Origin of the sequence: Blastochloris viridis (genome assembly GCF_001402875.1) — a bacterium.
Taxonomy (GTDB): Bacteria; Pseudomonadota; Alphaproteobacteria; order Rhizobiales; family Xanthobacteraceae; genus Blastochloris; species Blastochloris viridis.
In genome coordinates, this window is the sequence record NZ_CP012946.1 from 49,194 (window position 1) to 75,762 (window position 26,569).

At 66.9% G+C, this 26,569-nt stretch carries 26 protein-coding genes; 7 read left to right on the top strand and 19 right to left on the bottom strand.

Annotation, left to right across the window (positions count from 1 at the left end; genetic code table 11):
* Positions 1-21: 21 nt before the first annotated feature.
* From BVIR_RS00250 to BVIR_RS00260, 3 genes are all read left to right on the top strand, one after another.
* Complete coding sequence (locus tag BVIR_RS00250; RefSeq protein ID WP_055035929.1) at positions 22-426, top strand: organic hydroperoxide resistance protein; 405 nt, start codon at positions 22-24, stop codon at positions 424-426.
* Positions 427-443: 17 nt separating this feature from the next.
* A complete protein-coding gene (gene atpD, locus BVIR_RS00255) occupies positions 444-1,883 on the top strand; it encodes a F0F1 ATP synthase subunit beta (protein ID WP_055035930.1) in 1,440 nt (479 codons plus the stop codon).
* A 126-nt stretch (positions 1,884-2,009) separates the two neighbouring features.
* Entirely contained in the window at positions 2,010-2,444 is a 435-nt protein-coding gene (locus BVIR_RS00260; protein WP_055035931.1) for a F0F1 ATP synthase subunit epsilon, read from the top strand.
* 117 nt (positions 2,445-2,561) lie between these two features.
* Here BVIR_RS00260 and BVIR_RS00265 read toward each other — a convergent pair whose 3' ends face one another.
* The 10 genes from BVIR_RS00265 to BVIR_RS00310 form a co-directional block, all read right to left on the bottom strand.
* Positions 2,562-3,071 (bottom strand): GNAT family N-acetyltransferase, encoded by a 510-nt coding sequence (locus BVIR_RS00265; protein WP_055035932.1) that lies wholly within the window; start codon positions 3,069-3,071, stop codon positions 2,562-2,564.
* Positions 3,061-3,579, bottom strand: a complete 519-nt coding sequence (locus tag BVIR_RS00270) for an RNA pyrophosphohydrolase (RefSeq protein ID WP_055038561.1) — start codon at positions 3,577-3,579, stop codon at positions 3,061-3,063. Before BVIR_RS00270 ends, BVIR_RS00265 begins: the two co-directional genes overlap by 11 nt.
* 276 nt (positions 3,580-3,855) lie before the next feature.
* Positions 3,856-4,461: a DUF6338 family protein gene (locus tag BVIR_RS00275; protein WP_055035933.1), complete on the bottom strand. Its 606-nt coding sequence runs from the start codon at positions 4,459-4,461 to the stop codon at positions 3,856-3,858.
* A gap of 68 nt (positions 4,462-4,529) precedes the next feature.
* Positions 4,530-5,735: a divergent polysaccharide deacetylase family protein gene (locus BVIR_RS00280; RefSeq protein ID WP_055035934.1), complete on the bottom strand. Its 1,206-nt coding sequence runs from the start codon at positions 5,733-5,735 to the stop codon at positions 4,530-4,532.
* Positions 5,736-5,926: 191 nt separating this feature from the next.
* Positions 5,927-7,288: a S41 family peptidase gene (locus BVIR_RS00285; RefSeq protein ID WP_055035935.1), complete on the bottom strand. Its 1,362-nt coding sequence runs from the start codon at positions 7,286-7,288 to the stop codon at positions 5,927-5,929.
* Complete coding sequence (locus tag BVIR_RS00290; RefSeq protein ID WP_236823640.1) at positions 7,285-8,586, bottom strand: murein hydrolase activator EnvC family protein; 1,302 nt, start codon at positions 8,584-8,586, stop codon at positions 7,285-7,287. The genes BVIR_RS00285 and BVIR_RS00290 overlap by 4 nt, the downstream gene beginning before the upstream one ends.
* Before the next feature lie 230 nt (positions 8,587-8,816).
* Complete coding sequence (gene rlmH, locus BVIR_RS00295; protein WP_055038562.1) at positions 8,817-9,299, bottom strand: 23S rRNA (pseudouridine(1915)-N(3))-methyltransferase RlmH; 483 nt, start codon at positions 9,297-9,299, stop codon at positions 8,817-8,819.
* Between the two features lie 14 nt (positions 9,300-9,313).
* A complete protein-coding gene (gene rsfS / locus BVIR_RS00300; RefSeq protein ID WP_055035937.1) occupies positions 9,314-9,673 on the bottom strand; it encodes a ribosome silencing factor in 360 nt (119 codons plus the stop codon).
* A 129-nt stretch (positions 9,674-9,802) separates the two neighbouring features.
* On the bottom strand, positions 9,803-10,465 hold the full coding sequence (locus BVIR_RS00305; RefSeq protein WP_417852036.1) for a nicotinate-nucleotide adenylyltransferase: 663 nt from the start codon (positions 10,463-10,465) through the stop codon (positions 9,803-9,805).
* 94 nt (positions 10,466-10,559) lie between these two features.
* The gene (locus BVIR_RS00310; RefSeq protein WP_055035938.1) at positions 10,560-11,846 is read right to left on the bottom strand and encodes a glutamate-5-semialdehyde dehydrogenase; all 1,287 of its coding nucleotides are present in this window, start codon (positions 11,844-11,846) and stop codon (positions 10,560-10,562) included.
* A gap of 215 nt (positions 11,847-12,061) precedes the next feature.
* Between BVIR_RS00310 and BVIR_RS00315 the strand changes: the two genes are divergently transcribed.
* On the top strand, positions 12,062-12,313 hold the full coding sequence (locus BVIR_RS00315; protein ID WP_055035939.1) for a hypothetical protein: 252 nt from the start codon (positions 12,062-12,064) through the stop codon (positions 12,311-12,313).
* A 64-nt stretch (positions 12,314-12,377) separates the two neighbouring features.
* Here BVIR_RS00315 and proB read toward each other — a convergent pair whose 3' ends face one another.
* The 7 genes from proB to BVIR_RS00345 form a co-directional block, all read right to left on the bottom strand.
* A complete protein-coding gene (gene proB, locus BVIR_RS00320) occupies positions 12,378-13,517 on the bottom strand; it encodes a glutamate 5-kinase (RefSeq protein ID WP_055038564.1) in 1,140 nt (379 codons plus the stop codon).
* Positions 13,518-13,614: 97 nt separating this feature from the next.
* A complete protein-coding gene (gene obgE / locus BVIR_RS00325; RefSeq protein WP_055035940.1) occupies positions 13,615-14,658 on the bottom strand; it encodes a GTPase ObgE in 1,044 nt (347 codons plus the stop codon).
* 63 nt (positions 14,659-14,721) lie between these two features.
* The gene (locus BVIR_RS16190; protein ID WP_145911921.1) at positions 14,722-16,347 is read right to left on the bottom strand and encodes an anti-phage dCTP deaminase; all 1,626 of its coding nucleotides are present in this window, start codon (positions 16,345-16,347) and stop codon (positions 14,722-14,724) included.
* A gap of 267 nt (positions 16,348-16,614) precedes the next feature.
* Complete coding sequence (locus BVIR_RS00330) at positions 16,615-17,241, bottom strand: GNAT family N-acetyltransferase (RefSeq protein WP_055035941.1); 627 nt, start codon at positions 17,239-17,241, stop codon at positions 16,615-16,617.
* Between the two features lie 132 nt (positions 17,242-17,373).
* Positions 17,374-17,643 (bottom strand): 50S ribosomal protein L27, encoded by a 270-nt coding sequence (rpmA, locus tag BVIR_RS00335; protein ID WP_055035942.1) that lies wholly within the window; start codon positions 17,641-17,643, stop codon positions 17,374-17,376.
* Positions 17,644-17,702: 59 nt separating this feature from the next.
* Positions 17,703-18,017: a 50S ribosomal protein L21 gene (rplU, locus tag BVIR_RS00340; RefSeq protein ID WP_055035943.1), complete on the bottom strand. Its 315-nt coding sequence runs from the start codon at positions 18,015-18,017 to the stop codon at positions 17,703-17,705.
* A gap of 246 nt (positions 18,018-18,263) precedes the next feature.
* Entirely contained in the window at positions 18,264-20,105 is a 1,842-nt protein-coding gene (locus BVIR_RS00345; protein ID WP_055038565.1) for an ABC transporter transmembrane domain-containing protein, read from the bottom strand.
* Between the two features lie 252 nt (positions 20,106-20,357).
* Here BVIR_RS00345 and rpmE point away from each other — a divergent pair, with 252 nt between their 5' ends.
* Positions 20,358-20,585 (top strand): 50S ribosomal protein L31, encoded by a 228-nt coding sequence (gene rpmE, locus BVIR_RS00350; protein WP_055038566.1) that lies wholly within the window; start codon positions 20,358-20,360, stop codon positions 20,583-20,585.
* Between the two features lie 266 nt (positions 20,586-20,851).
* On the opposite strand, the gene rcdA is transcribed toward rpmE, so the two are convergent.
* Positions 20,852-21,370, bottom strand: a complete 519-nt coding sequence (rcdA, locus tag BVIR_RS00355) for a protease adaptor protein RcdA (RefSeq protein WP_055035944.1) — start codon at positions 21,368-21,370, stop codon at positions 20,852-20,854.
* Positions 21,371-21,716: 346 nt separating this feature from the next.
* On the bottom strand, positions 21,717-21,914 hold the full coding sequence (locus BVIR_RS00365) for a DUF1192 domain-containing protein (protein ID WP_055035946.1): 198 nt from the start codon (positions 21,912-21,914) through the stop codon (positions 21,717-21,719).
* 271 nt (positions 21,915-22,185) lie between these two features.
* On the opposite strand from BVIR_RS00365, the gene BVIR_RS00370 reads away from it, so the two are divergent.
* Both BVIR_RS00370 and BVIR_RS00375 read left to right on the top strand, forming a co-directional pair.
* Positions 22,186-23,190 (top strand): NAD(P)H-quinone oxidoreductase, encoded by a 1,005-nt coding sequence (locus BVIR_RS00370; protein WP_055035947.1) that lies wholly within the window; start codon positions 22,186-22,188, stop codon positions 23,188-23,190.
* A gap of 242 nt (positions 23,191-23,432) precedes the next feature.
* Positions 23,433-26,324: an EAL domain-containing protein gene (locus BVIR_RS00375; RefSeq protein WP_055038567.1), complete on the top strand. Its 2,892-nt coding sequence runs from the start codon at positions 23,433-23,435 to the stop codon at positions 26,322-26,324.
* The last annotated feature ends 245 nt before the right edge of the window (positions 26,325-26,569 follow it).

Here is a 26,569-nt window from a genome sequence, read left to right on the forward strand (position 1 = left end):
GGGGGCGAGGGAGGATCTGCGATGGCCTACTCCACCACGGCGACGACCAAAGGCGGGCGCGACGGGCGCGCCCTTCTCGAGGACGGCAAGCTGGCCTTGGCGATGGCGCTGCCCAAGGCGATGGGCGGCAACGGCGAGGGCCATAATCCCGAGCAGCTGTTCGCGCTCGGCTGGTCGTCCTGCTTCGGCCAGGCCATCCTGGCGCTCGCCAAGAAACACGACGTCGACGGTTCCGCGGCGCGGGTCACCGTCGATGTCGCCATCGACAAGGACGCGACCAGTTTCGCGCTCGCCGTCGAGATCAAGGTCCAAATTCCGGGCGCTGACAAGGCCAAGGTTCAGGCCCTTGCCGAGGACGCCCACGCCATCTGCCCCTATTCCAAGGCGACGCGCGGGAACGTTCCCGTCACGCTGACCGTCATTTGAGCATTTCGGAGACTAACATGGCTGACAGCAAGCTCGGACGCATCGTCCAAGTCATCGGCGCCGTCGTCGACGTGCAGTTCGAGGGCCATCTGCCGGCCATTCTGAACGCGCTCGAGACCGAGAATCAGGGCCATCGCCTGGTGCTGGAAGTGGCCCAGCACCTCGGCGAGTCGACCGTCCGCACGATCGCGATGGACTCGACCGAAGGTCTGGTGCGCGGCCAGGCGGTGAAGGATACCGACCAGCCGATCGCGGTGCCGGTCGGACCGGGCACGCTCGGCCGCATCATGAACGTGGTCGGCGACGCGGTCGACGAGGCGGGCGCCATTCCGTGCGAGCTGCGCATGCCAATCCACGCGCCGGCGCCGAGCTACACCGAGCAGTCGACCGAATCCGAAATCCTGGTCACCGGCATCAAGGTGGTCGATCTGCTCGCGCCGTACGCCAAAGGCGGCAAGGTCGGCCTGTTCGGCGGCGCCGGCGTCGGCAAGACCGTGCTGATCCAGGAGCTGATCAACAACGTCGCCAAGGCCCACGGCGGCTATTCGGTGTTCGCTGGCGTCGGCGAGCGTACCCGCGAGGGCAATGACCTCTATCACGAGTTCATCGAGTCCGGCGTCAACAAGGACCCGAAGGCGAACAATGGCGAGACCACCGGCTCCAAGTGCGCCCTGGTGTTCGGCCAGATGAACGAGCCGCCCGGCGCCCGCGCTCGCGTCGGCCTCACCGGCCTGACCCTGGCGGAGTACTTCCGCGACCAGGGCCAGGACGTTCTGTTCTTCGTCGACAACATCTTCCGCTTCACCCAGGCCGGTTCGGAAGTGTCGGCGCTGCTCGGCCGTATTCCGTCGGCGGTGGGCTATCAGCCGACGCTCGCGACCGACATGGGCGCGCTGCAGGAGCGCATCACCACCACCACCAAGGGCTCGATCACCTCGGTGCAGGCGATCTACGTGCCGGCCGACGACTTGACCGACCCGGCGCCGGCGACCTCGTTCGCCCACCTTGACGCCACCACCGTGCTGTCGCGCTCGATCGCCGAGAAGGGCATCTATCCGGCGGTCGATCCGCTCGACTCGACCTCGCGCATGCTCGACCCTCGCGTGGTTGGCGACGAGCACTACCAGATCGCCCGCCAGGTTCAGCAGATCCTCCAGCGCTACAAGGCGCTGCAGGACATCATCGCCATCCTGGGCATGGACGAGCTGTCGGAAGAGGACAAGACCACGGTGGCGCGCGCCCGCAAGATCGAGCGCTTCCTGTCGCAGCCGTTCCACGTCGCCGAAGTGTTCACCGGCTCGCCGGGCGTGTTCGTGGCGATCGAGGACACCATCAAAGGCTTCAAGGGTCTGTGCGAAGGCAAGTACGATCACCTGCCGGAGCCGGCGTTCTACATGGTCGGCACCATCGAGCAGGCGGTCGAGAAGGGCAAGAAGCTCGCCGCCGAGGCCGCGTAAGCGGCCGAACGGCTCCGGCCGGAGCGATCGCGCCGCCGGGGTCCCTTGCGAAAGGGATCGCGGCCGGACCGACCGGGTCCGGGTGGATTGAACGACGACGTGGGCTGAAAGACCGAGAGCTGAGACATGGCCGAATTTCCCTTCGAGTTGGTGAGCCCGGAACGGCTGGTGTTCTCCGGTCAGGTTGAGCAAGTGGTGGTGCCGGGCTCCGATGGTGAGTTCGGCGTGCTCGCCGGCCACGCCCCGGTGATGTCGACGCTGAAGCCCGGGCTGCTGACGATCTTCGCCGCCGGCACCGAGCCGCGATACCTGTTCGTCCGCGGCGGTTTCGCCGAGGCGCGGCCGGACGGGTTGACGGTGTTGGCGACCGTGGCCATGCCGCTTGAGGAGCTCGACGCCGCGCGGCTTGCCCAGGAGATCCAGGACGCCGAGGAAGACGTCGCCGACGCCACCGACGATGCCAAGCGCCAGGCGGCACAGGAGAAGCTTGAGCAGCTGCGCGAATTCCGCGCCGCGCTGGCCCAAAGCGGGCTGGCGGCGGGACCGACGCCCGGCCACTGACCGGCTCTTTCAACCAAACGACAAAACGGCCCGGCATCTGCCGGGCCGTTTTGTTTGTGCGGGCAGGCTGTCGCTTTGGATTGGCCGGGGGGGGGGCTGGTGCGGCCGGGATACCGTTCAACCAAGCAGCCGTTCCATGTAACGCGCCTCGCTGCCGTAGGAGGCGAGCTTGGCGCGCAACGCCGCCGTCTCGACCGGGTGGAAACCGTGCCGCGACCACACCGCCTCCGCGCCATAGACCGCGGTGAGCGTCATGGCGCGAACGTCGTGGCGGCGTGCCACCTCGGCCAGGAGCGTGACGACCGCGCCGGCCAGCCCGCGCCCTCGCGCCGCCGGCAGAATGGCGATGTCGTGGATGTAGAGCGCGTCGCAGCGGGCGGGGAGCTGGCCGAGCATAGCGTCGAGCGCCACCGTCTCGCCGCGCGTCCACGGCAACGCCACGGCGTAGCCGGCCAAGACGTCGTTCGCCCCGGCAAGACCGAAGCAGCAGTCCGGCGCCAGCGCCAGCTTGTCGGCGAAGCTCTCGCGCCGCTCCGGGTAGGCGGCGTGCACCACCTCGGCGACCGCCATCACGTCGCCGAGGTCGCGCGGCGACAGCGGCCGCCAGCGAAACGGCTCAGCCGACAAGGTGGGCGAACTCCTGAACGACGCGGTGATAGACCGCGCGCTTGAACGGTACGATCAGCTCGGGCAGCCGCTCCAGCCGCTCCCACCGCCACGCCTTGAACTCGGGCGGGTGGGCGCCGCCGGCGGGGTGGTGGATGTCGATTTCGCTGTCGGTGCCGGTGAAGCGCAGCGCGAACCATTTCTGGGTCTGGCCGCGATACTTGCCCTTCCAGGCGTGGCCGACCAGCTCGGGCGGCAGATCGTAGGTGAACCAGTCACGGGCCTCGGCGAGAAGCTCGACCGAGCGGACGTTGGTCTCCTCATAGAGCTCGCGCAACGCGGCGGGGTAGGGCTCCTCGCCGTCGTCGATGCCGCCCTGCGGCATCTGCCAGGGGCGGGCACTGTCGGTGTGCTCGGGTCCTTCGGTGCGGCTGCCGACGAACACGAGGTTCTCGGCATTGAGCAGCACCACGCCGACGCAACGGCGGTAAGGCAGGTGCTCGGGAGAGACGTCTTTGTGGCGGGCCATTTTGCGCATCTACAACCGGCTTCAAAACGCCGGAGCCTCTCATTGCCCGAACCAACCACACCACTCAAGCGCCGCCGCGAAGCCAGCTACTTCTTCTGGCCGCCCGCCGGGGGCACAGCCGAGCCGCCAGCGGGCGGGCGGGGATCGACGTGCGGCGTTCTGGGCGATGGCTTTGCCGCCGCTGAGGTGCCGTTTCGCACTGTCACGCGGTCGCCCGAACCCTGCGGCAGCGCTGCTACGCCCCACCCGAACGTTGTTCTGCCTTGTTTGGACCCGTCAGACATTCTTCGCCTCCTGGCCAGGGGAGAACAGTTCAACAAAATGGTAATCGTCAGGCCGGAGCACCAGCCCCCGGGAGTCCGCCACCGGCGTGACGAAGCGGCCGGAAGCGTCGAGAGTCCAGGTTTGCTCCAGGTAAAGGTGGCCGGAACAAGGATGGAGCCCCGCATAGGAGTCGGTGCCGTAATATCCGCCGATGCGGCGGCCGTCCTTGAGGTGGACGATGACAAAATACGGCTCCCGCCGAAGAAACGCCGCGTCCCATCCGGTTCGCGCCCGATTCAAGATCAGGTTTGCCCGCTCCAGCCGCTCAAGTGCTGACCGCACCGCGAAAGGCCACAGCGTCGGCAGCACCACCAGCACGAGAAATGCGAAGCCGTAAGCCTGGCCGGGCGTGGCGGCGAACAGCAGTACCGGCGGCGCGCCAACGGCTGCGTTGAGTAGCCCGAACGCCAGCGCTTCCGGAATAATATCCTTCAGATTGCGCTCGGTTGCCGGAACCAGAAGCCGCCACACCTGGATCGAGATGAACCCCGGCAGCGCAAGAAGAGCAAACAGGGCAATTGCCCGGTAAGTGTCGAACTCCTTAAGCAGGTCGTCCATGGTTGCAGGCCGCTGCGATTTCCGTGGATACAACCAGCCTATCACAGCGGCAGGTGCTGCGGAGGAGGTCAGACCGGCTTCTTGTTGCGGGCGACGACGGCGCTGAGCGGCACCAGCAGATAGCCGCGGCTCTCCGCCTCGCGCACCCAGCGGGCGATGCGCTCGACCGACACCGGCATCGCCGAGGCGAAGCCCACCGCCGTGCCGTGCTCACCCGCGAGCTTCTCCAGCCGCATCAGCGCGTTGTCGATCTCGACCGGCGAGGCGACGGCGTCGAGCACGACGTCGGCGCGGGCGAACGTGGTGCCGAGGCCGCCGGCGATCTCCCGCGTCACGCTGCGCTGGGAGGCGCCGTCGTCGAGATACATCAGTCCGCGCTGGGTGACGTCGCGCATCACCGGCAACAGTGCGCTTTCCGATGAGGTGAAGCGGGCCCCCATATAGGCGGCGACGCCGATGAAGCCGGGAAACCGCGACAGGAACCACTGCAGGCGGTCGACGTTCTGGTCGCCCGTCATCGTCGTCAGCAGGGTCTGCGGACCGGGGTCGTTGTCGGGATAGTCGAATGGCTCCATCGGCACCTGGAGCAGCAGCTCGTGCCCTTTGGTGCGGGCGCGGGCGGCGACGCGCTCAAGATCGGTGCCGTAGGGCGCGAACGCCAGCGTCACCTCCGGCGGCAGCTTGGCAATGGTCTCGCTGGTGCCGTTGGCGCTGATGCCAAGGCCGCCGATGACGATGGCGATGCGCGGCATTGCCGCCTTGGCGGGCGAGAGCGCCGGCGCCGCTCGGGCGTAGGCATCGAACGGCCGGGCGCCATCGCTGCCGATCCGCGGCACGTTGCCGTGGCGGGTTTGCTCGATCAGGCGAGGGTCGGGCGCCGGCGCGAGCTGGCCGCCTTCGGTTCCACCGCTGCCGCCGACCACCACCTCGTTGGTCTTGCCGCTGCGGCCGTCGATCACGTTGACCGCCGGCTGGGCGGGCGCGGCCGTCGCCGCGGACGTGCTGGCGGCGGGGGGCGGCGTCGACGCTGGGGGCGGTGTTGACGCCTCGTCCAGCGTGCCGATGATCTTGACCCGGGCCACCGGTTCGCCGCCGAGCGGGTCGTTGACGGTCATCATCCAGCCGACCATGGCGGCGAGGAACAGTGCCCCGGCGCCGGTCATCATCAGCACCAGCGGGAACCGAAACAGCCGCGTGCGAAAGGCCTTGAAGCGCGAGCTGCCGAGTTTGGTTGGCGGCGTGCCCAACGGTTGCTGAAGATCATCCACCGACATGGGTCGTGCGCCACTCAGGCCGAATCATCGTCACAGTCTAGATCATGATCGGGAAAAGTGAAAACCCGGTTACGAAAACATCATTCTTTACCAAAAGCTTAAGCCAGCCTCCCTGGCGTTGCACCGCTTTGCAAACGAAAACGCCCGGCCGAGGCCGGGCGTTTGCATTGGGGAGGGGCGGCAGACGCCGCTCAGTTCGGCACGCCAGCCTTGGTGCTTGGCGGGAAGGCGGCGTTGGTGATCTTCCCGCTCAAAAGGTCGATCGCCATCTGCAGCTGCTTGTCGTCCTTGGCTTCGGCGGGAACGTAAGCCGGCGAGCCGGTCTTCTCTTCCTCTTTGTCGTTCTTGAGGTGGCCGCGCAGGGACGATTCGCCGCGCGGCTCACCGGCGCCGACCGCAGCGGCCTTGGCCTTCTGCTCGTCCGGCATGTCCTGGATCATCTCGATGTCGGGCTCGATGCCCTTGGCCTGGATCGAGCGGCCAGACGGGGTGTAGTAGCGCGCGGTGGTCAGGCGGATGGCGCCGTTCTGGCCGAGCGGGATGATGGTCTGCACCGAGCCCTTGCCGAACGACCGCGAGCCGAGCACGGCGGCGCGCTTGTGGTCCTGCAGCGCCCCGGCGACGATTTCCGAGGCCGACGCCGAGCCGCCATTGATCAGGACGATGATCGGCTTGCCCTTGGTGAGGTCGCCGCCGCGGGCGTTGCGCCGCTGGGTTTCCTCACTGTTGCGGCCACGGGTCGAGACGATCTCGCCACGATCGAGGAAGGTGTCGGTGACGTCGACCGCTGCGTCGAGCAGGCCGCCGGGGTTGTTGCGCAGGTCGACGATGAAGCCCTTGAGCTTGTCGGCCGGGATCTTCTTGGTGAGGTCCTCGATCGCGCGCTTCAGCGTCTCGGCGGTCTGTTCGGTGAACGACGACAGCCGGATGTAGCCGATGTCCTGATCGGCGCCTTCCTCGCGCCAGCGCACCACGCGGATGCGGATGAGGTCGCGCACCAGCTTGGCTTCGATCGGCTTCTCGGCGCCCTTGCGCGAAATACGCAGCACGATCGGGGTGTTGATCGGGCCGCGCATCTTCTCGACCGCCTGCTGCAGCGTCAGGCCCTGCACCGCCTCGTTGTCGAGGTGGGTGATGAGGTCGCCGGCCTGGATGCCGGCGCGTGCGGCCGGGGTGTCGTCGATCGGCGCGACCACCTTGACCAGGCCGTCCTCCATCGACACCTCGATGCCGAGGCCGCCGAACTCGCCGCGGGTCTGCACCTGCATGTCGCGGAACGACTTGGCATCCATATAGCTCGAGTGCGGGTCGAGCGAGGTCAGCATGCCGTTGATGGCGGCTTCGACCAGCTTGGCGTCGTCGGGCTTCTCGACATAATCGGAGCGGATACGCTCGAACACGTCGCCGAACAAATTGAGCTGGCGGTAGGTATCGGTCGTGGCCGCCGACTTGGCGAACGCGCCGAACTGGGTCAGCCCAGGTTGGCTCACCACCACCGCCAGCACGGCGCCGGCCGCCGCACCGAGAAAGAACAAGGGCGTTCTGCGCATCATCCGCGAACCTTTTCGCTGTCTGTCGATATCCACCAGGGACCAGGGTCGATCGCCGTTCCGTCCTTGCGGAATTCGACGTAAAGAGTCGGCTGGCTGGTTCCGATCGTCACCAGAGACGCAGCCCGTGGACCGCCACCCATCCCGCCGACAGGCTCGCCGGTCAAGACGAATTGTCCGAGCTGCACGGTGATGCGGTCCATGCCCGCTAAAAGAATATGGTAGCCGCTGCCGGCATTGATGATCAAGAGCTGGCCATAGGACCGGAACGGCCCGGCGAACACCACCCAGCCGTCGCAGGGCGAGGTCACCTGGGCATTGGTGCGGGTTGCCAGCGACACCCCGCGCTCGAGGCCGCCGAGGCCGTCCTTCTCGCCGAAATCGCGCAGCCGCACGCCGTTAACCGGCAGCGGCAGCAGGCCTTTAGCCTGGGCGAACGGCAGCGCCGGCGCCAGTCGCCCGGCGTCCTTCAGCGCAGCCGCGGCATTGCCGGGCTGGCGATCCGGCGCCTTGGCCGCCGCTTCGGCGGCTTTGGCGGCGGGGCCGGCCTCCATGCTGGAGATCAATTTCTCGAGGGAATCGGCCTGACGGGCGAGGTCCCTGGTGCGCTGGCGCTCGGCCTCAAGCGCCTGCACGCTGTCGCGCTCGCGGTTCTGGCGTTCCTCGGCCAGCGCGGTGAGGCGCTGGTGCTCCTCGGCCAGGGCGGTGCGCGAGGACTCCAGGCTGGCCTTCTCGTCGGCGATGGCGCGGCGCAGCCGCACCAGCTCGGCGAGGTCGCCGGCCAAAGCCAGCGCCTCCAGCCGGAGTTCGGGCAGCAGCGAGCCGACCAGCATGGCGCTGCGCACCGCTTCCAGCACGTCCTCCGGCCGGGCGATCAGCGCCGGCGGCGGCGCGCGGCCCATCCGCTGCAGCACCGCGAGCAGGTCCGCCAGCAGCTTGCGGCGGCCGTTCAACGCGGTGCGGATGCGGGCCTCGTCGGAATCGAGCTGCGGCAGCCGCGCCTCGGACTCGGTGATCTTGGCCTCGACGCCGCGGATGCGCGCCGCAGTGTCGATCAGGGTCTGGGTCAGCGCCTTGCGGTCGTTGCGGATGGCTTCGATCTCGCCGCGGATGCGGGCCTCCGCCTCCGAGGCCCGTTTCTGATCCTCGCGCACCTTGTCGAGTTCGCGCGCCTTCTCCTCCCGGCTGGCGACCGGCTTGTCCTGGGAAACGGCAGGATGCGGCCAGGCCAGCAGGGCAGCGATGAGGGCGATCTCCGGAACTCTCGGGCGGCGGCGCATCAGCGGGACATGATCTGGCACCTGGATAAACCCAGGTTCGGGCAAAGATGGGGCAGGATTTCGCGCGTCGCCGGCCGGCGCTGCCGCGATCGGCGGTTCTCCTTTAGGGCGTACCACCGATCTGATCGCACCCAGCGGCCGATCTAAGCCTTTGAGGTATCGCACTCTCTCGCAAAGCCGGCACCTGCCTGCGGAGAGTGCTTGAGCCGGCCCACGGCAATAATCCGTTAACCATGGCGTCACCGCCGGCGTCAGGCGCGGTGGTAGGGGTGGCCGGACAGGATGGTCATGGCGCGGTAGACCTGCTCGGCGAGCAGGACGCGCACCAGCTGGTGCGGCCAGGTCAGCGCGCCGAACGACACCACCAGCTCGGCCCGCGCCCGCAGCGCCTCCGCCAAGCCGTCCGGGCCGCCGATGACGAAGGCGAGCGTGCCGCGACCGCTGTCGCGGGCACGGCCGATGTGGGCGGCAAAATCCGTGCTGGCGAGCGATTTGCCGCGTTCGTCGAGCGCGATCACGCTCGCACCTGCCGGCAGTGCCGCGGCGATGCGAACGGCCTCCTCGTCGATGCGGGCCTCGGCCCGGCGGGCGGCGCTCTCGCTGAGTTCGGTCAGATCGACCGGGGCGAGGGCAAGCCCGCGGCCCAGCGCGCGGGCTCGCTCGAGGTAGCGCGTCTCAAGCTCCCGCTCGGCACCGGATTTGAGCCGGCCGACGGCGACAATGACAATCCGCACCGCCCAGCCGGCCGTCAGGATGCGCGGGTGCGGCCGTCGGGACCGACGCCCGACCACATCTTCTCGATGTTGTAGAAGCCGCGCACTTCCGGCCGGAAGACGTGGACGATGACGTCGCCGGCGTCGATCAGCACCCAGTCGCAGTGCGGCTGACCCTCGACCCGCACGCCATCGACCCCGTGGCTCTTGAGGTGCTCGACAATGTGATCGGCGATGGCGCCAACATGCCGTTGCGACCGGCCGGAACTGACCACCATCCAATCGGCGATCGGCGTTTTGCCGGCCAGATCGATGGTCACGGTGTCTTCGGCCTGATCGTCGTCCAGGCGCGTGAGCACCATCGTGAGGATCTCGCTAGCGGCAGGACGCGCCATCGAGACCGGCGCGGTCGGGACGGAGCCTTCGACCGCGGACAGGGCTTGGGTGGACAGGGATTCCTACCTTTTCTCTGCGGCGCCGACAGTCGGCGCCAAATCTAGAATACGTCATGACGGGCGACGGTTTCAATACGTCGTCGGTTGCGCCAAGGTCGCCGGGCGTCGTTGACGTTGCCGCAGGGCAGTCGACGACAGCGGCGACTTGAGCCCGTGCAGGAAAACCCAGGCCGGCGCGGTGGCGCCAGCCAGGGCGTGGGCGTTGTCTTCGGCCAGCCGGTTGCGCGCCAGCGCGCGTGCCGCCGGGGCGGCCAGCGGCCGCCAATGGGCACCGCCGCGGTCGACCACCGCGATGGGCAGCAGATCGGCGATGTCGCGCCAGTGCTGCCAGCGATGAAAGCCGGCGAGGTTGTCGGCGCCCATGATCCAGACCAACCGCACGCCGGGGCAGCGCCGCGTGAGATAGGCCAGGGTGTCGAAGGTGTAGCGGGTGCCGATCTCGGCCTCGATCCCGCTCACCTTGATGCGCGGATGCCGTGCCAGCGCCCGTGCCGCCGCAAGCCGGGCCTCGAGCGGCGGCAGCCCGGCGGTCGCCTTCAGCGGGTTGCCGGGCGTGACCAGCCACCACACGAAATCGAGCCCGAGCCGCTTCATCGCCAGCAACGAGGCGGCGCGGTGGGCGGCGTGGGGCGGGTCGAACGAGCCGCCGAACAGGCCGACCTTCAGCCCGGCCGCGGTGGCCGGCAGCCGCGCCGGCACGCCGGCGCCGCCATGCGGTTTGCCGCCGGCCAAGCCTTCGAGCCCGCTCGCCGAGTATCTTGGCGTCGAAACAGGATCTTCGGCGATATCGCGTCCGGGATCACAGAGGGATCTGCCGGAAGCCGGATCACGGCCGGGTCTGCCCATTTCCGCGCACTTTATACTTGAAACTGGTGAGCTGCTCGACCCCGACCGGGCCGCGGGCGTGCAGCTTGCCGGTGGCGATGCCGATCTCGGCGCCGAAGCCGAACTCGCCGCCGTCGGCGAACTGGGTCGAGGCATTGACCAGCACGATGGCGGAGTCGACCTCGCCGAGGAAGCGCTCGGCGGCGGTGAAGTCCTCGGTGATGATGGCGTCGGTGTGGTGGGAGCCGTAGCGCTCGATGTGGGCGATGGCGGCCTCGATGCCGTCCACCACCTTGGCCGAGATGATGGCGTCGAGGTACTCGGTCGACCAGTCGGCCGCCGCCGCCGCCGTGACGCGGCGATCGGCCGCCTGCACCGCCGCGTCGCCGCGCACCGCGCAGCCGGCGTCGAGCAGCATGGCGACCAGCGGCTGAAGGTGGGTCGAGGCCACCGCCCGGTCGACCAGCAGGGTCTCGGCGGCACCGCAGATGCCGGTGCGCCGCATCTTGGCGTTCAGCACCACCGCCTTGGCGGTGTCGAGGTTGGCGCCGGCGTGGACATAGACGTGGCAGATGCCCTCCAGGTGCGCGAACACCGGCACCCGTGCCTCGGCCTGCACCCGCGCGACGAGGCCCTTGCCGCCGCGCGGCACGATGACGTCGATGGCGCCGTTCAGCCCGGCGAGCATGGCGCCGACCGCAGCGCGGTCGCGGGTGGGCACCAGCTGGATGGCGTCGGCGGGAAGCCCCGCCTCATTCAGGCCGCGCACCAGCGCGCGGTGGATGGCGGTGGCCGAGCGCAGGCTCTCCGAGCCACCGCGCAAGATGGCGGCGTTGCCGGCCTTGATGCACAGCGCGCCGGCGTCGGCGGTGACGCCCGGCCGGCTCTCATAGATCACGCCGATCACCCCGATCGGCACCCGCACCCGCTCGATCATCAGGCCGTTGGGCCGGGTCCAGGCCGCCAGCACCGAGCCGACCGGGTCACTGAGGCCGGCGACGACGTCGAGCCCGGCCGCGATCGCCTCGATGCGCTCGGGGGTCAGGGCCAGCCGGTCGAGGAACGCCTTGTCGGCGCCGCCGGCCGTTGCGTCGGCAACGTCCTCGGCGTTGGCGGTGAGGATGGCCTCGGCCTCAGTGCGCACCGCTGTGGCCATCGCCTTCAGCGCCTCGTCCTTGCGCGGCCCCGGCGTCAGCGCCAGGGCGCGGGCGCTCGCGCGGGCACGGGCGCCGATGTCGAGCATCATTGCGTCGAGGTCGTCAGGAGCCGTGGCGTCGGTCGCGGTCATGGTTGAGTTCCATCAGCCCGCCAGTGTGGCGGGGCGCTGTCCTATCACAGAGCGGGGGTCGGCCGCGAGCGCAAGCCGCGCGCCCGCGCGGCTTTGCTGCCGGGCCCGGCATCGGGGCTTGCTCGTTCGGCGCGGCTGGGCGATAGCTGCGCCTCCCCCGTTCGCACCATGTTCGGCTCCGCCACGCAGAGCCGGTCTTCTGGGGTTCGGCTGCGATGCTGGAACATCTCATTTCCGTCAGCGTATTCATCATCTTTCTCATCAATACGCTGGCGCTGATCCATTACGTCTTTCTATGCCTGCGCGACGGCGTCGCCCAGGCCTACGGCCCGATCGGCTCGGACGAGTTCGCGATCTTTCGTGACGAGCGGCCCAACGCCTTCTTCGCATTCGTCGGGGCTTTTTCGGCGATCGCGGCGGCGATGGGCTGGATCAGCTATGACAGCCTGATGAGGCTGATCGGCTGAGCCGGCCTGACCTCATGGCGGTTTCGGAATGGGCGCCGCGCGTGTCCACCCGCCGCCGGCGACGTCACTCCCCCGCGAACGCCATGTCGTCGCGGTGGATCATCTCGGTGCGGCCGGAGAAGCCGAGGATCATCATGATGTCCTCCGAGGATCGGCGCAGGATCTTGGCGGCGTCCTCGGCGTCATAGGCGACCAGGCCGCGCGCCACCTCGTCGCCGTCGGGGCCACGCACGATCACGGCGTCGCCGCGGGCGAATGCGCCCTCGATCTTGATGACGCCGGCTGGCAGCAGCGATTTGCCGCGCTTCAGCGCGGCGCAGGCGCCGGCATCGATGTAGAGCGTGCCCTTGGGCTCCAGCGAGCCGGCGATCCACTTCTTGCGGGCGGTGACGGGGTTGGCGGGGGTCAGGAACCAGGTCGCCCGCGCGCCCTGCTCGATGGCGCGCAGCGGGTTCGACACCCGGCCGGAGGCGATGACGAGGTGGGCCCCTCCCGAGGTCGCAATCTTCGCCGCTTCGACTTTCGTGCGCATGCCGCCGCGCGACAGCTCGGAACCGACGTCGCCAGCCATCGCCTCGATCTCGGCGGTGATGCGTGGAATTACCGGAAGATGGGTGGCGGTGGGGTCCTTCTGCGGCGGCGCGGTGTAGAGGCCGTCGACGTCGGAGAGCAGCACCACCAGATCGGCCGAGGCCATGGTGCCGACCCGTGCGGCCAGCCGGTCGTTGTCGCCGTAGCGGATCTCGGTGGTGGCGACGGTGTCGTTCTCGTTGATCACCGGCACCGCGCCGAGCTCGAGCAGCTTGTCGAGGGTGTTGCGGCCGTTGAGGTAGCGCCGCCGCTCCTCGGTATCGCCCAGCGTCAGCAGGATCTGGCCGGCCTTCATGCCCTCCGCCGCCAGCGTCTCCGACCACACCCTGGCGAGCGCGATCTGGCCGACGGCGGCGGCGGCCTGGCTTTCCTCCAGCTTCAGCGGCCGGCGGCCGAGCTTGAGCACGGTGCGGCCGAGCGCGATGGCGCCCGACGACACCACCATCAGGTCAGTGCCGCGACGGTGCAGCATGCCGAGGTCGGCGGCGAGCGAGCTCAGCCATTCGGTGCGCGGCACGCCCTCCTTGGGGTCGACCAGCAGCGCCGAGCCGACCTTGACGACGATGCGTCGGAACGAGGCGAGTTGGGGCGCGGGCTGCTGAACGGTCGACATCGGAGCGGAGGCGGTCATGGCCGCGCTGTTGCACGGGCGGGGCGGGTTGGCAACCGGCATCGGCTGGGCACGAGCCATGATGCCGGTGCAGCGATGGTCAAGGGTGCCACGGCTCCGCCGCGGCGAGGTGCTCGGCCTCTGCCTCGGCCTCCTTCGCCGAGTCGATCACCGCGACCAGCGCCCGGAGCGCCTCGGTGACGCCGGCGTGGGAGTGCGACGACAGCACCAAGGGCGTGCGCTTGGCGGCGCGCTTCAGCCGCGCCACCTGCTCCTTCAGGGTGTCGGGGTCGAGCGCGTCGGCCTTCGACAGCGCCACCACCTCGGGCTTGTCGGCAAGGCCGCCGTCGTAGAGCGCGAGTTCGTTGCGCACCGCCTTGTAGGTCTTGCCGGCGTGCTCGGTGGTGCCGTCGACCAGGTGCAGCAGCACCCGGCAGCGTTCGATGTGGCCGAGGAAGCGGTCGCCGATGCCAACGCCCTCGTGGGCGCCCTCGATCAGGCCGGGAATGTCGGCGATGACGAATTCGCGCTCGCCGACATGGGCGACGCCGAGATTGGGGTGGAGGGTGGTGAAGGGGTAGTCGGCGATCTTGGGGCGGGCGGCCGACACCGCCGCCAGGAAGGTCGACTTGCCGGCATTGGGCAGCCCGACCAGTCCGGCGTCGGCGATCAGCTTGAGGCGCAGCCAGATCCAGCGCTCGCCGCCGACCTCGCCGGGGTTGGACCGGCGCGGGGCGCGGTTGGTCGAGGTGGTGAAGCGGATGTTGCCGAAGCCGCCATTGCCGCCGGTGAGCAGCACCACCCGCTGGCCGACCTCGGTGAAGTCGGCGAGCAAGGTCTCCTGGTCGTCGTCGAACACCTGGGTGCCGACCGGCACCTTGAGCACGATGTCCTTGCCGCCGGCGCCGTGGCGCTGCTTGCCCATGCCGTTGCCGCCGCGGCCGGCCTTGAAGTGCTGCTGGTAGCGGTAGTCGATCAGGGTGTTGAGGCCGTCGACGCACAGGATGACGACGTCGCCGCCGCGGCCGCCGTCGCCGCCGTCCGGCCCGCCGAACTCGATGAACTTCTCACGGCGGAACGAGGCGCAACCGTTGCCGCCGTCGCCTGCCTTCACATATACCTTGGCCTGATCGAGGAATTTCATTGTATTCAATTAATTCATTCATTGGCCCATGCAAACCAAAATTCCCATTGCTGCAAAGGTCGGTCAGCCAGTACCAGATACGATTAATTTTCCGAGCTGCGCAATCACAAGTTTTTCTGCCTCAAAATGCGGTGGAACGACGACGTCAATGACCGGTTTTCGTGGATCGTTCTTCCACTTTAATGCCTCACCAAATGGATCTTTCCTTCGACCGCCCTCAAATAATTCGCGGTAACGTGAGGGTGAAATCCCGATAAAAGGCTCGAAAGAAACTTTTTCGCTATCACTATGGTCTTCTACCTGAATTGAATCGCTGTGGAGCTTTTTGGCGTAACTTTTCGGGTACGGTTCTAAATAGACAATTCTACCAATTCCTGACGCCACAATGTGTTTAGCGCATAAATGACAAGGAAATGTTGTACAAAAAAGGGTCGCGCCAATTATTGCTCTTCCATTCCTAGCTGCGTCACAGATTGCAGACATTTCTGCATGGATGATACGGCCAAACTCAATTATATCCATAACACGCAAGTCTTTGTAGCGCTTGCCCTCATTTTTTGAAAGAAGTATTGTAACAATACTGGCCGCATCTTTGTTCAAAAGATCATTTGAAAGAAGTTTATCTTCTAAAAGTCGAGATATAATCTCTGCAAAAATCTCTACTTTATTAATTTCATTTGGATCATGCCCGAGTCTTATGTCGCGGCTGTCGGCGTTGTCTCCGGTCCAATAGGTCCCTCCGCCCGCTTTGGGTACTTCGTTTGACCCAAGGCTAATAATTTCGCCGGTTTTTGAAAAAATCGCGGCGCCAACTTGACGAGAGAGGTCACAGGATCGCAAGGATGCGGTCTTCGCCAAATACATTCCATATTCGTCTCTCGTTGGGGAGATTTCGTTGCTCCCAAAAAAAGCGTTCAAAAAGCGATCTATTGATACAATTGCAGACTCTTTGTTGTTAGAATCTACAAATATGTCACCGAGACAAAATGTTCCTGATAGGTTTTGACCGTACTCATTATCCTCTTTGCTGTCTCTTTCAATCAGTCTCTGGGCGCCTTCGCTAGAAGTATTGTTATCTATAGTCCCACGTGACTTGATCTTTATTTTTGAAATTAAAAAATCTTCACGCCGTTGCGGCGAGCTGTAAATTGAAACCAACACAAATTGCTTTCCATAAACCGCTCGAAGAAGACGAACTTCTTCGGGAGTTTTGAGTTGGCGTACCACCCAAGCGAGCTTTCGTCGGGATGGCTGAATATTTGATTTGTTTGTGGCCTCGTCCCGTTCTTTTATTTGCTCGCGTAGCTTGCTAATAGCGCTTATTGTAAGGGCAGCAAGTAAGTCCTTCGCTCTATAGGCCCTCCGAAGTTCATTTGCATACTCTATTTTTGATTGGTATTCTTTTAACATATCCGTGCAGTCGATAGTTTTGCTGCACTTTATGTCCTGCATAATTTCAGTAATTCGAATAAATTCTGTTGAGTAGTCAAAACTTTTGAGGCAATCGGATATCGATTGCTGGATATAGTCGATATCAACTCCAACTGGGCCGGCTAACGCAAAAACTAAATCTGGATAGTCGACGGGAGAGACAAATTTGATTGGGGAACCTCTTAAAGGTTCTCGATTAAGAAGGGCATCCTCGTTAAAGTCGCACGGCGCCTGAGGGGGCGATTCGGGATTTGTCAAGGGAGACTCCAATGAGCGATACAGCTGGCCTTTCTCCTGGGTGGCTGCGCGAGGAGATAGGATCCGCACTGCAGGAAGTTACAAAAAGGTCATATCTCTCGGAAGAGATGCGGCAGTCGTTTGAAGACACTGCTCTCGCCATTAAGACAACCAGCAATTTACGCGGCCCTCTCCCGACCGCGGATTGTGTAAAATCCCCATGCGTGGAGCTTAAGTGATTTTACTTGGGAAAATTCCCTCCCCCAAAATGGGAGAGGGAATTACGGCTCACGCCATCCGCATCGACGGGCCGTCGGCGAGCGGCACCGCGCCCCACGCCCGCAGCGAGGCCCAGGTCTTGCGGTCGAGCCGGAAGCGGTCGACCGGCACCGAGGCCGCGAGCGCCTTGACCCGCGTCAGGCCGACGCCGGTCCACTGGAAGCCGCACTTCTCCAGCACCCGGCGCGAGGCGGCGTTGGTGACGCGCGCAGCCGAGGTAATCTCCGGCTGCTTCAGCCGCGCGAAGGCAAAATCGATGACGGCGCGAGCCGCCTCGGTGGCAAGACCGCCGTCGCGATAGGGCGCGCCGAGCCAGTAGCCGAGATGGAATACGCCGTCGAGCCGGTTGAGGCCGCACGCGCCGATGAAGATGTCGCGACCCTTGAGGTAGAGGCCGAACGTCGCGCCGTCGTCGTCGAGGGTCGCGACCTGGGCGATCCAGGCCTCGGCGTCCTGCTTGCGGTAGGGGTTGGGAATCAGCGCCGTGTTGATGGCGATGGCAGGGTCGTCGGCCAGCGCCGCGATCGCAGCCGCGTCCTCAAGACGCGGCGTGCGCAGCACCAGCCGCTCGGTCTCGAGGACGGGGAGACAGATCTCCCCGGGCAAACGGATTTCGCAGGACTTCTCGAGAGTCATGGGACGGGTCCTCCCTGGTTGAAAACGAAAGGGGAGCCGGCATCCCGTCTCCCCTTGCAATCGACCCGTCGTATCGTGGAGGGTCCGCCGGTTCGACTGATGCCGACGGACCCCCGAAGTTTTGGTGTCCGCCTATTCCGCCGCCTTCGCCGCCGTAATCACGGATACGAAGGTTCGGCCGTTCGCCTTGGCGCGGAACGCAACGTGACCGGCAGCAGTGGCGAACAGGGTGTGATCCTTGCCAATGCCGACGTTGTCGCCCGCGTGCCACTTGGTGCCGCGCTGACGCACGATGATATTGCCGGCGAGCACCGCTTCGCCGCCGAACTTCTTCACGCCGAGGCGCTGCGCGTTCGAATCGCGCCCGTTGCGCGACGAGCCGCCTGCTTTTTTGTGAGCCATGACCGGTCTCCCGGAACCCTATCTCGATCTAGAACTGATTCTGGACGATCCGATGACCGTCAGGCGGCGCGGATCTCGGTGATCCTGACCAACGTCAAATCCTGACGGTGGCCGCGCTTGCGCCGAGAATTCTTGCGGCGGCGCTTCTTGAAGGCGATGACCTTCGGGCCGCGGGTCTGCTCCACCACCTCGGCGGTGACCACGGCGCCGTCGACGGTCGGGCTGCCGACCGTGGTCGAGCCCTCGCTGCCAACCAGCAGCACCTCGGCGAACGTCACCGTCTCTCCGGCGGCGGCCTCGAGCTTTTCGACCTCGAGGGTATCGTTGGGGGCGACGCGGTACTGCTTGCCGCCCGTTTTAATGACCGCGAACATCGTTCTGTCCCGTGTTCGATCCCGGCCTGAAAGACCGGCTTTTTGGCGATCGTGAATCGGAAGGGTGAAAGCGGCGCGAAAGGCTACACGCCGCCGAAGGTCGGCATGTACACGGCACGCGCCGCCGGAGTCAAGAACGGGCCCCGCTCCGCAACCGGAAAATGAAGTGGGCCGGGATCGCCACGATCCCGGCCCACGGTCTGTTCCGTCATCCTCGGGCGAGCAACGACGTGTCGCGGCTCTGGTTCACTCCGCCGCGGCCTTGAACTGCAGCTTGGCCAAGCGGGCGTAGAGCCCGCCGCGCCCCACCAGCTCGCCGTGGCGGCCTTCCTCGACGATGCGGCCGCCATCCATCACCAGGATGCGGTCGGCCGACAGGATGGTGGCGAGACGGTGGGCGATCACCAGCGTGGTGCGGCCTTCCATCAGGCGGTCGAGCGCGGTCTGCACCAGCGTCTCGCTCTCGGCGTCGAGCGAGGAGGTCGCCTCGTCGAGCAGCAGCACGCGGGCGTCCTTCAGGATGGCGCGGGCAATGGCGATGCGCTGGCGCTGGCCACCGGACAGCGTGATGCCGCGTTCGCCGATCAGGGTGCCGTAGCCGTTCGGCAGCTTGGCGACGAACTCGTCGGCCGCTGCGAGTTCGGCGGCGTGGCGCACCTCCTCGTCGGTGGCGTCGGGCCGGCCGACCCGGATGTTGTCGGCCACCGTGGCGGCAAAGATGTCGACGTCCTGCGGCACCAGCGCGATGTGGCCGCGCACGTCCCTGGGGTCGGCATCGGCGAGCGACACGCCGTCGAGCTTCACCTTGCCGCTGGCCGGGTCGTAGGCCCGCAGCAGCAGGTGAAACACGGTGCTCTTGCCGGCGCCGGACGGGCCGACCAGCGCCACGCGCTCGCCGGGCCGCACCACGAACGACACGCCGTCGAGCACCGCGGTGCCGGTTCGGGTCGGATAGGCGAACCGCACGCTCTCGAACGCCACCACGCCGACCGCCGGCTTCGGCAGCGCCGTCGGCTTCGCCGGCACGTCGATGCACGGCTTCACGCCGAGCAGCTCGGTGATGCGCTCGGCGGCGCCGGCCGCCTGCGACACCTCGCCCCACACTTCCGACAGCTGGCCGAGCGAGGAGGCGGCGAACACCGCAAACAGCACGAACTGGCCGAGCGTGCCCGGCGTCATCCGCCCGGTCAGCACCTCCTGGGCGCCGGACCACAGCACCGCGACCACGGATGCGAACACCAGGAAGATGCCGACGAACGTGAGGCTGGCGCGGGCGCGGGTGGCGCTGCGCGCCGCCGCGAACGCGGCCTCGACCGCACGGTCGAACCGGCTCCGCGCGGTGCCCTCGCCGGTAAAGGCCTGTAGCGTCCGCACCGCCGAGATCGACTCCGCCGCGAAGGCCGAGGCATCGGCCAGGGTGTCCTGGGCGAGGCGCGACTTCTTGCGCACCGAGCGGCCGAACCCGACCAGCGGCAGCACGATGATTGGAATCGCCACCAACACGAGGCCGGACAGGCCCGGACTGGTCACCACCATCATCGCCACCGCGCCGATCACCATCATGACATTGCGCAGCGCGATCGAGGCGGCGGTGCTGACGGCGGACTTGATCTGGGTGGTGTCGGCGGTGAGGCGCGAGATCAGCTCGCCGGTCTTGGCGGTGTCGTAGAAGGTGGCGTCGAGCCGCAACAGGTGGGCGAACAGCGCGGCGCGCAGGTCGGCGACGATGCGCTCGCCGAGCGTGGTGACAAGGTAATAACGCACCGCGCTGGCCAGCGCGAGCACACTGACCACCGCCAGCATCATCGAGAAATACTGGTCGATGAAGCCGGCATTCTCCGGGGCGAAGCCGTGGTCGATCATGCGGCGGACGGCGACCGGAACCGCCAGCGTTGCCAGCGTCGCCACCACCAGCGCGACCAGCGCGGCGCCGACGCGGCCTTTGTAGCGGCCGACGAACGGCACAAGCGCCGACAGCGGCTTCAGCCGGCCGCGGCGACGATCGGCAGCAAGGCTCGCGGCATCGGGACTCGCGGTATCACCGCTCGCGGCATCACGGCTGGGCTGACTCACGCCTCCAACTCCCATCGAACAGGTTCCGGTCTCTTCGTTCAATGCTTTGCGGCCGGGCGGCACCATGGCGCGGCTCACGCCCCCACGCAACGCCGATAAAACGCCTCAATCTCGGTGCGCGTTTCGGCTGACGCCGTATTGTGCCGTCAGGCCCTTGCCACCGCGGCCGGTCTCGGCTAATGCCGCGCCTTCCGATTGATGCTGGGCCCCATCGGTCCGGCGGCCACTTTGGCCGACCTCGCTGCGGCCGACCTGAAGGACGCGACCATGAAGTCCGACATCCACCCCGACTATCACGTCATCAAAGTGATGATGACCGACGGGACGACCTACGACACCCGGTCGACCTGGGGCAATCCGGGCGATACCCTGAACCTGGATATCGACCCCAACACCCACCCGGCCTGGACCGGCGGAACCCAGCAGCTGCTCGACCGCGGCGGCCGCGTGTCGCGGTTCCAGAAGAAGTTTGCCGGGTTCGGCTTCAAGGCCTGAGCCTCGCGCCTTCGGCAGATCACGTCAAAGCCCGGTGCCGTGCGGCACCGGGCTTTTTTGGCGTTTGCGGATTGCCGTGCTCGCCGGGGGAAGATCCTTGCCGAGATCCTTGGTCGCGACGCGCGTCGATTTCGGGCGGCCGCAAACCGCCCGCCGGCTTGCTGGCCGCAGGCACGGCGGATGGTGTGGTTGATTGGGACAAACTTGCGGGCTTGCGGTCCCGCCGCCGAGACGGCGGCTCGATCGAGCCGACCGACGCCCGCAGCTCAGGCCGGGCGTTCGAACGCCGCCTTGAGCAGTCCGAGCTGGCGCTCGACCGGGTTGTCGGCCGGCGGCAACTCGCGGCGGTCGCTGTAGAGCATGGCGTCGAGGCGGACCACCTTGTCCTGCAAGGCGATCGAGCCGCTGATCAGCTCGCGCAGCCGCTCCGGCAACTGGCCCAGCAGGTCATTCTCGGGCGCGGCGGCGCCGGAAAACCGCACCTTGTTCTTCTCGTTCTTGGCCTGCTCGGTGGTCAGCTCGCCGTCATTGACCGCGCGCTGCAGCAACAGCCAGGAGGCCAACTGCATCAACCGGGTGGTCAGGCGCATGCTCTCGGTGGCGTAGGCCAACGAGGCGGTGCGGTCGAGCGCGCGCGACTCCTGCCGGCCTGGCCCGTCGAGGTAGGCCGCCGTCGACTCCACCAGGCTCATGCCTTCCTTGAACAGCTGCGCGAACGCCTCTGTGCCGAGCAGGCGCTCGGCCAGCACCACCGGTTGCGGCGTCGATAGTTCGGTCTCGCTCATCGATCGCGGCCCTTCCCCAAAGCCTTGCGATCTTGAAGCACGCCTATGAGCGTCGAGTAAAGGCCGCCGGGGGCGAATGGTGAAAATGACGGCGGATACAAAAAAAGGAGCCGCTTGGAGCGGCTCCGGAGTGTCAACAGGGAGGCGTCAAACAGAGTGGAAAGGAGCCACTCGACGTCCAGAAACTGGACGTCCACAGTGATGCGCCTGGATGCTTAATCCCGGGTTAAGGGCAAGTTCGAATTTGCTTGCTTCGGACCCGGCCCGTCTCGGCAAAGGCAGGCCGTTTTGCCAAAAAAGCGAAATCTGCCAAAGGCCTGCGCCGCGCGCCCGGCACGGCCATGCTTCAGCTTGGCCGCTTGAAGATGTCGGTGGCGGCGGCCTGGGTGGCCTTGCGGGCGAGCGCCGCCGCCTCCAGGCGGACGATCTCCGCCCGCAGCAGCTCGATGCGCTCCTCCAGTTCGCCGATCGACAGGGTGTCGAGCAGCTGGCCGATGTCGTGGCTCACCTTGCGCCGCGGCGCGTCGTCGTCGCGAAACACCATCGCGTTGCTCCCATGTTGTTCAGGTGCGCCAGCCTAGAGCCTTTTTCGCAGAAGTGGGAGCAGAGCCTTAGGACTAAATCTCTACGGATTCAGAAACTTAGATCGTTCGCGCGATCGTGTCGGGTGCGTGGATGCGTTCGCCGGCCGGCGCCGCGGCCGGAGCCCGGTGCCGCCCTCGCGCGCAACTGACGGCTGGCCGCCGGTGTCTGCCGTTGTCAGCCGGGCAGGGGGAGGATAGGGCTGCTGGCGATACAGCCTTGCGAGGTCGACGATGTCCGCCACCGCCCTGCCCGCGACCATGACTGCGATCGCCATCAGCCGGCCCGGCGGGCCGGAGGTGCTGGTGCCCGAGCCGCGCCCGGTGCCGGTGCCGGGGCCGGGCCAACTCCTGGTCAAGGTGGCGGCGGCCGGGGTCAATCGCCCGGACGTGATGCAGCGCAAGGGGCTCTATCCGCCGCCGATCGGCGCCTCCGACCTTCCGGGGCTGGAGATTGCCGGCACCGTCGTCGCGCTGGGTCCGGACGCCGGCGGGTGGCGGGCCGGTGACGAGGTGTGCGCCCTGGTTTCCGGCGGTGGCTATGCCGAATACTGCCTGGCCGAGGCCGGTCACGCGCTGCCGCGCCCGTCCGGTCTTTCCGCCGCCGAGGCGGCGGCGCTGCCGGAGACCACCTTTACGGTCTGGCACAACGTGATCGAGCGCGGCGGGCTCACCGCCGGCGAAATCCTGCTGGTCCATGGCGGCAGTTCCGGCATCGGCACCACCGCGATCCAGCTTGCCAAGGCCCGCGGCGCCCGCGTCGTCGTCACCTGCGGCAGCGACGACAAGTGCGCGGCCTGCCTCAAGCTCGGGGCCGACCGCGCCATCAACTACCGCACTCACGACTTCGTGGCCGAGGTCAAGGCGTTCGCCGCTGGCCGCGGCGCCGATGTCATTCTCGACATGGTCGGCGGCGATTATATCGAGCGCAATTATGAGGCCGCGGCGCCGGACGGCCGCATTGTGCAGATCGCGTTCCAGGGCGGCTTCAAGGCCACCGTGGATTTCCGCCGCCTGATGCTGAAGCGGCTGACTCACACCGGCTCGACGTTGCGCTCGCGCAGCGACGCCTTCAAGACGGCGTTGGCGCGGGCGGTGGCCACGCAGGTGTGGCCGCTGGTCGAGGCCGGCCGCCTGCGCCCGGTGATGGACCGCGCCTTTCCACTGGTGGAGGCGGCCGCGGCCCACGCCCGCATGGAAAGCGGCGAGCACATCGGCAAGATCGTGCTGCTGGCCTGACGACGGGCGGCCGCCGGCGCGAAGACTTCGGTTTCGGGGATCACGAAGTGATCATCCGGAAACCGTATTAATCAGTCCGAAAGCCGGATCACCGGTTGCGGCGAGCGGCGCGAACGGCCAGGAGCTGGATCCCGCTTTTGTGCTGCGGCCTCGAAAAGCCGTATTGGTTCGCCTTGAGAAAGCCCGCGGCCGCCGGTACCACTGCCGATCGACCCGGCATCGCCGTTGCGGAGGTGAGGTTCTTGCGTGTCATCCGTGCCGCACTGATGGTGGTGGCCCTGTTCGCGGGGCTGGCCAGTCACAGCGCTGAGGCTCTCGACGCGGTCGCGGTACGCCAGAACGTGCCGGCGATCGATCTTCTGCCCGCCGCCGAGCAGCATCGTGTGGAGGGCGACCGTATCCAGGTTTCGACCGCGCCGGGGCCGGACGGCATCGTCCGCCGCATCGAGGTGCGCGCCCGCGAGCCGGGGACGACCTCGAACTGGCTGGTGTTCGCGCTGGCCAACAACACCGACGAACAGCTTGACCGGCTGGTTGTCGCGCCGCATTTTCGCATGGTCGGATCGGGGCTGGTCTGGCCGGACCTCGGCTCGATTCGCATCGTCAGCCTGACGCCGAGCCAGGGCTTCCGCCCCGAGCAGCAGAACGATCCCGGCTCCGACACCTTCCTTGTCACCCTCGACCCCGGCGCCACCGTGACGCTGGTTGCCGAACTGCGGACGCCGCAGGTCCCGCAGCTCTATCTGTGGGAGCCGGAGGCCTACAAGGCCAAGGTCAACTCCTTCACCCTCTATTACGGCATCGTCATCGGCATCGCCGGCCTGCTCGCGCTGTTCCTCACCATCCTATTCGTGGTCAAGGGCTCGGTGATGTTTCCGGCTGCGGCGCTGCTCGGCTGGGCGGTGCTGGCGCAGATCGGCACCACCTTCGGGTTCTGGGCGCGGGTGTTCGACCTTAGCACCGAGACCCAGCAGATCTGGCGCGCCGGCGGCGAGGCGATCTTGGCGGCCACGCTGGTGGTGTTCCTGTTCGCCTATCTGAACCTCAGCCGCTGGCACGTCCGCTACGGTCACATCGCCATAGGCTGGCTGGTTTTCCTCGGCGCGCTGATTGGCCTTGCGGTGGTCGATCCGCCGATGGCGGCGGGCATCGCCCGCATGTCGATCCTCGCCGTAGCCGTGCTCGGCTTCTGCCTCATCGTCTATCTGTCGACCCACGGCTTCGACCGCGCCGTGCTGCTGATCCCGACCTGGACGCTGCTGCTGATCTGGGTGATCACCTCGGGCTTCACCATCAGCGGCGCGTTCCTCAACGAGCTGGTGGCACCGGCGCTGCTCGGCGGCCTGGTGCTGATCGTGATGCTGATCGGCTTCACGGTGATGCAGCACGCCTTCGCCGGCGGCGGCCTCGCCGGCGCGGTCAGCGACATCGAGCGGCGGGCGCTGGCGATCGCCGGCTCCGGCGACATCGTGTGGGACTGGGACGTCGGCCGCGACGCCATCTTCACCAGCCCGGAAGCCGAGCAACTGCTCGGCCTCAAGCGCGGCTCGCTGGAGACCGATGCCGCCGGCTGGCTGGAGACACTGCATCCGTCCGACCGCGACCGCTTCCGCACCGCGCTCGACAGCGTGGTCGATCAGCGCCGCGGCCGCATCGCCCAGCAGCTTCGGCTGCGCAGCCAGGACGGCCACTATATGTGGTTCTCGCTGCGGGCCCGCCCGGTGATCGGCTCCGACGGCGAAGTGGTGCGCTGCATCGGCACCATGGTGGACATCACCGAGAACAAGACCGCCGAGGAACGGCTGCTGCACGACGCCGTCCATGACAACCTGACCGGCCTGCCCAATCGCGCGCTGTTCCTCGACCGGATGGACGCCGCGCTCGGCTTCGCCCGCATCGACGAGACCATGCGGCCGGCGGTGATCCTGCTCGACATCGACCGCTTCAAGCAGGTCAATCTGTCGGCCGGGGTGTCGATCGGCGATTCCATCCTGCTCACCATCGCCCGCCGGCTGACGCGGCTGCTCAAGCCGCAGGACACGCTGGCGCGGCTGTCGGGCGACCAGTACGGCATCATCTTGCTGTCGGAGCGCGAGCCCGAGCGAATCACCGCGTTCGCCGACACCATCCGCAAGACGCTGCGGACGCCGATCACCTTCGCCAACCGCGAGATCTTTCTCACCGCCTCGATCGGGCTGGCGTTGGTCGACGCCGAGCACGGCCGCCGCGAGGAGGTGCTGAAGGACGCGGAGCTGGCGATGCAGGTCGCCAAGCGCATCGGCGGTGATCGCATCGAGGTGTTCAAGCCGGCGCTGCGGGCGCAGAAGCCCGACCGGCTCGGCATCGAATCCGACCTCCGGCGGGCGATCGAGCGCGACGAGATCGCCATCCTTTACCAGCCGATCGTGCGGCTGGAGGATCGCACGGTGGCGGGCTTCGAGGCGTTGGCGCGCTGGAACCATCCGCGGCTCGGCAAGCTGGCGCCGGCGGAATTCATCCCGATCGCCGAGGAGACCGGGCTGATCGTCGATCTCGGCCTGTTCGTGATGGACCGCGCCGCGCGCCAGCTCGGCGCCTGGCAGCGGGTGCTTCGGCTCGATCCGCCGATCTTCGTCTCGGTCAACGTGTCGTCGCGCCAGCTGTTGCGGCACGATCTGATCCAGGACGTCAAAGGCGTGCTCGCCCGCAACGTCGTCATCCCCGACACGCTCAAGCTCGAACTCACCGAATCGCTGGTGATGGCCAATCCCGAATATGCCGCGCAGATGCTGTCGCGCATCCGCGACCTCGGCGCCGGGCTGTCGCTCGACGATTTCGGCACCGGCCATTCGTCGCTGGCCTATCTGCAGCGCTTTCCGTTCGACACCATCAAGATCGACCAGCAGTTCGTGCGGCCGTCCGCCAGTGGCGCGCGGCCGGTGCTGCTGCGCTCGATCGTGGCGATGGCGCACGACCTCGGCATGGAGGTGGTGGCGGAGGGCGCCGAAACCGAGGCCGATACCATCGAGTTGGCCCGGCTCGGCTGCGAGTACGTGCAGGGGTTCGTGTTTGGCGAGCCGCTCACTGCCGAGGAGGCCCGGCGCCTCATCGCGCCGGTGCCGGCCGAAGGCCAGCGCGCCGCGGCGGGGCGGTAGGGAGCATGTCATCCCGGGCGAGGCGCCAGCCGAGACCCGGGATCGTCTTCAGGATGATGTGATCTTTATCTGATGCCGGTTCCGGGTCTCACGGCTGCGCCGTTCGCCCGGGACGACGACGCGGTGGCGTAATTCGGACGGCCTCCGATGCCGACCCACGGGGCCGTCGAAACGCCCGGATTTTCGCCTCGGACATCAATGATTTCACGAAAATCTGCGATCGGGACCACCGGCCGGCGGCCGAC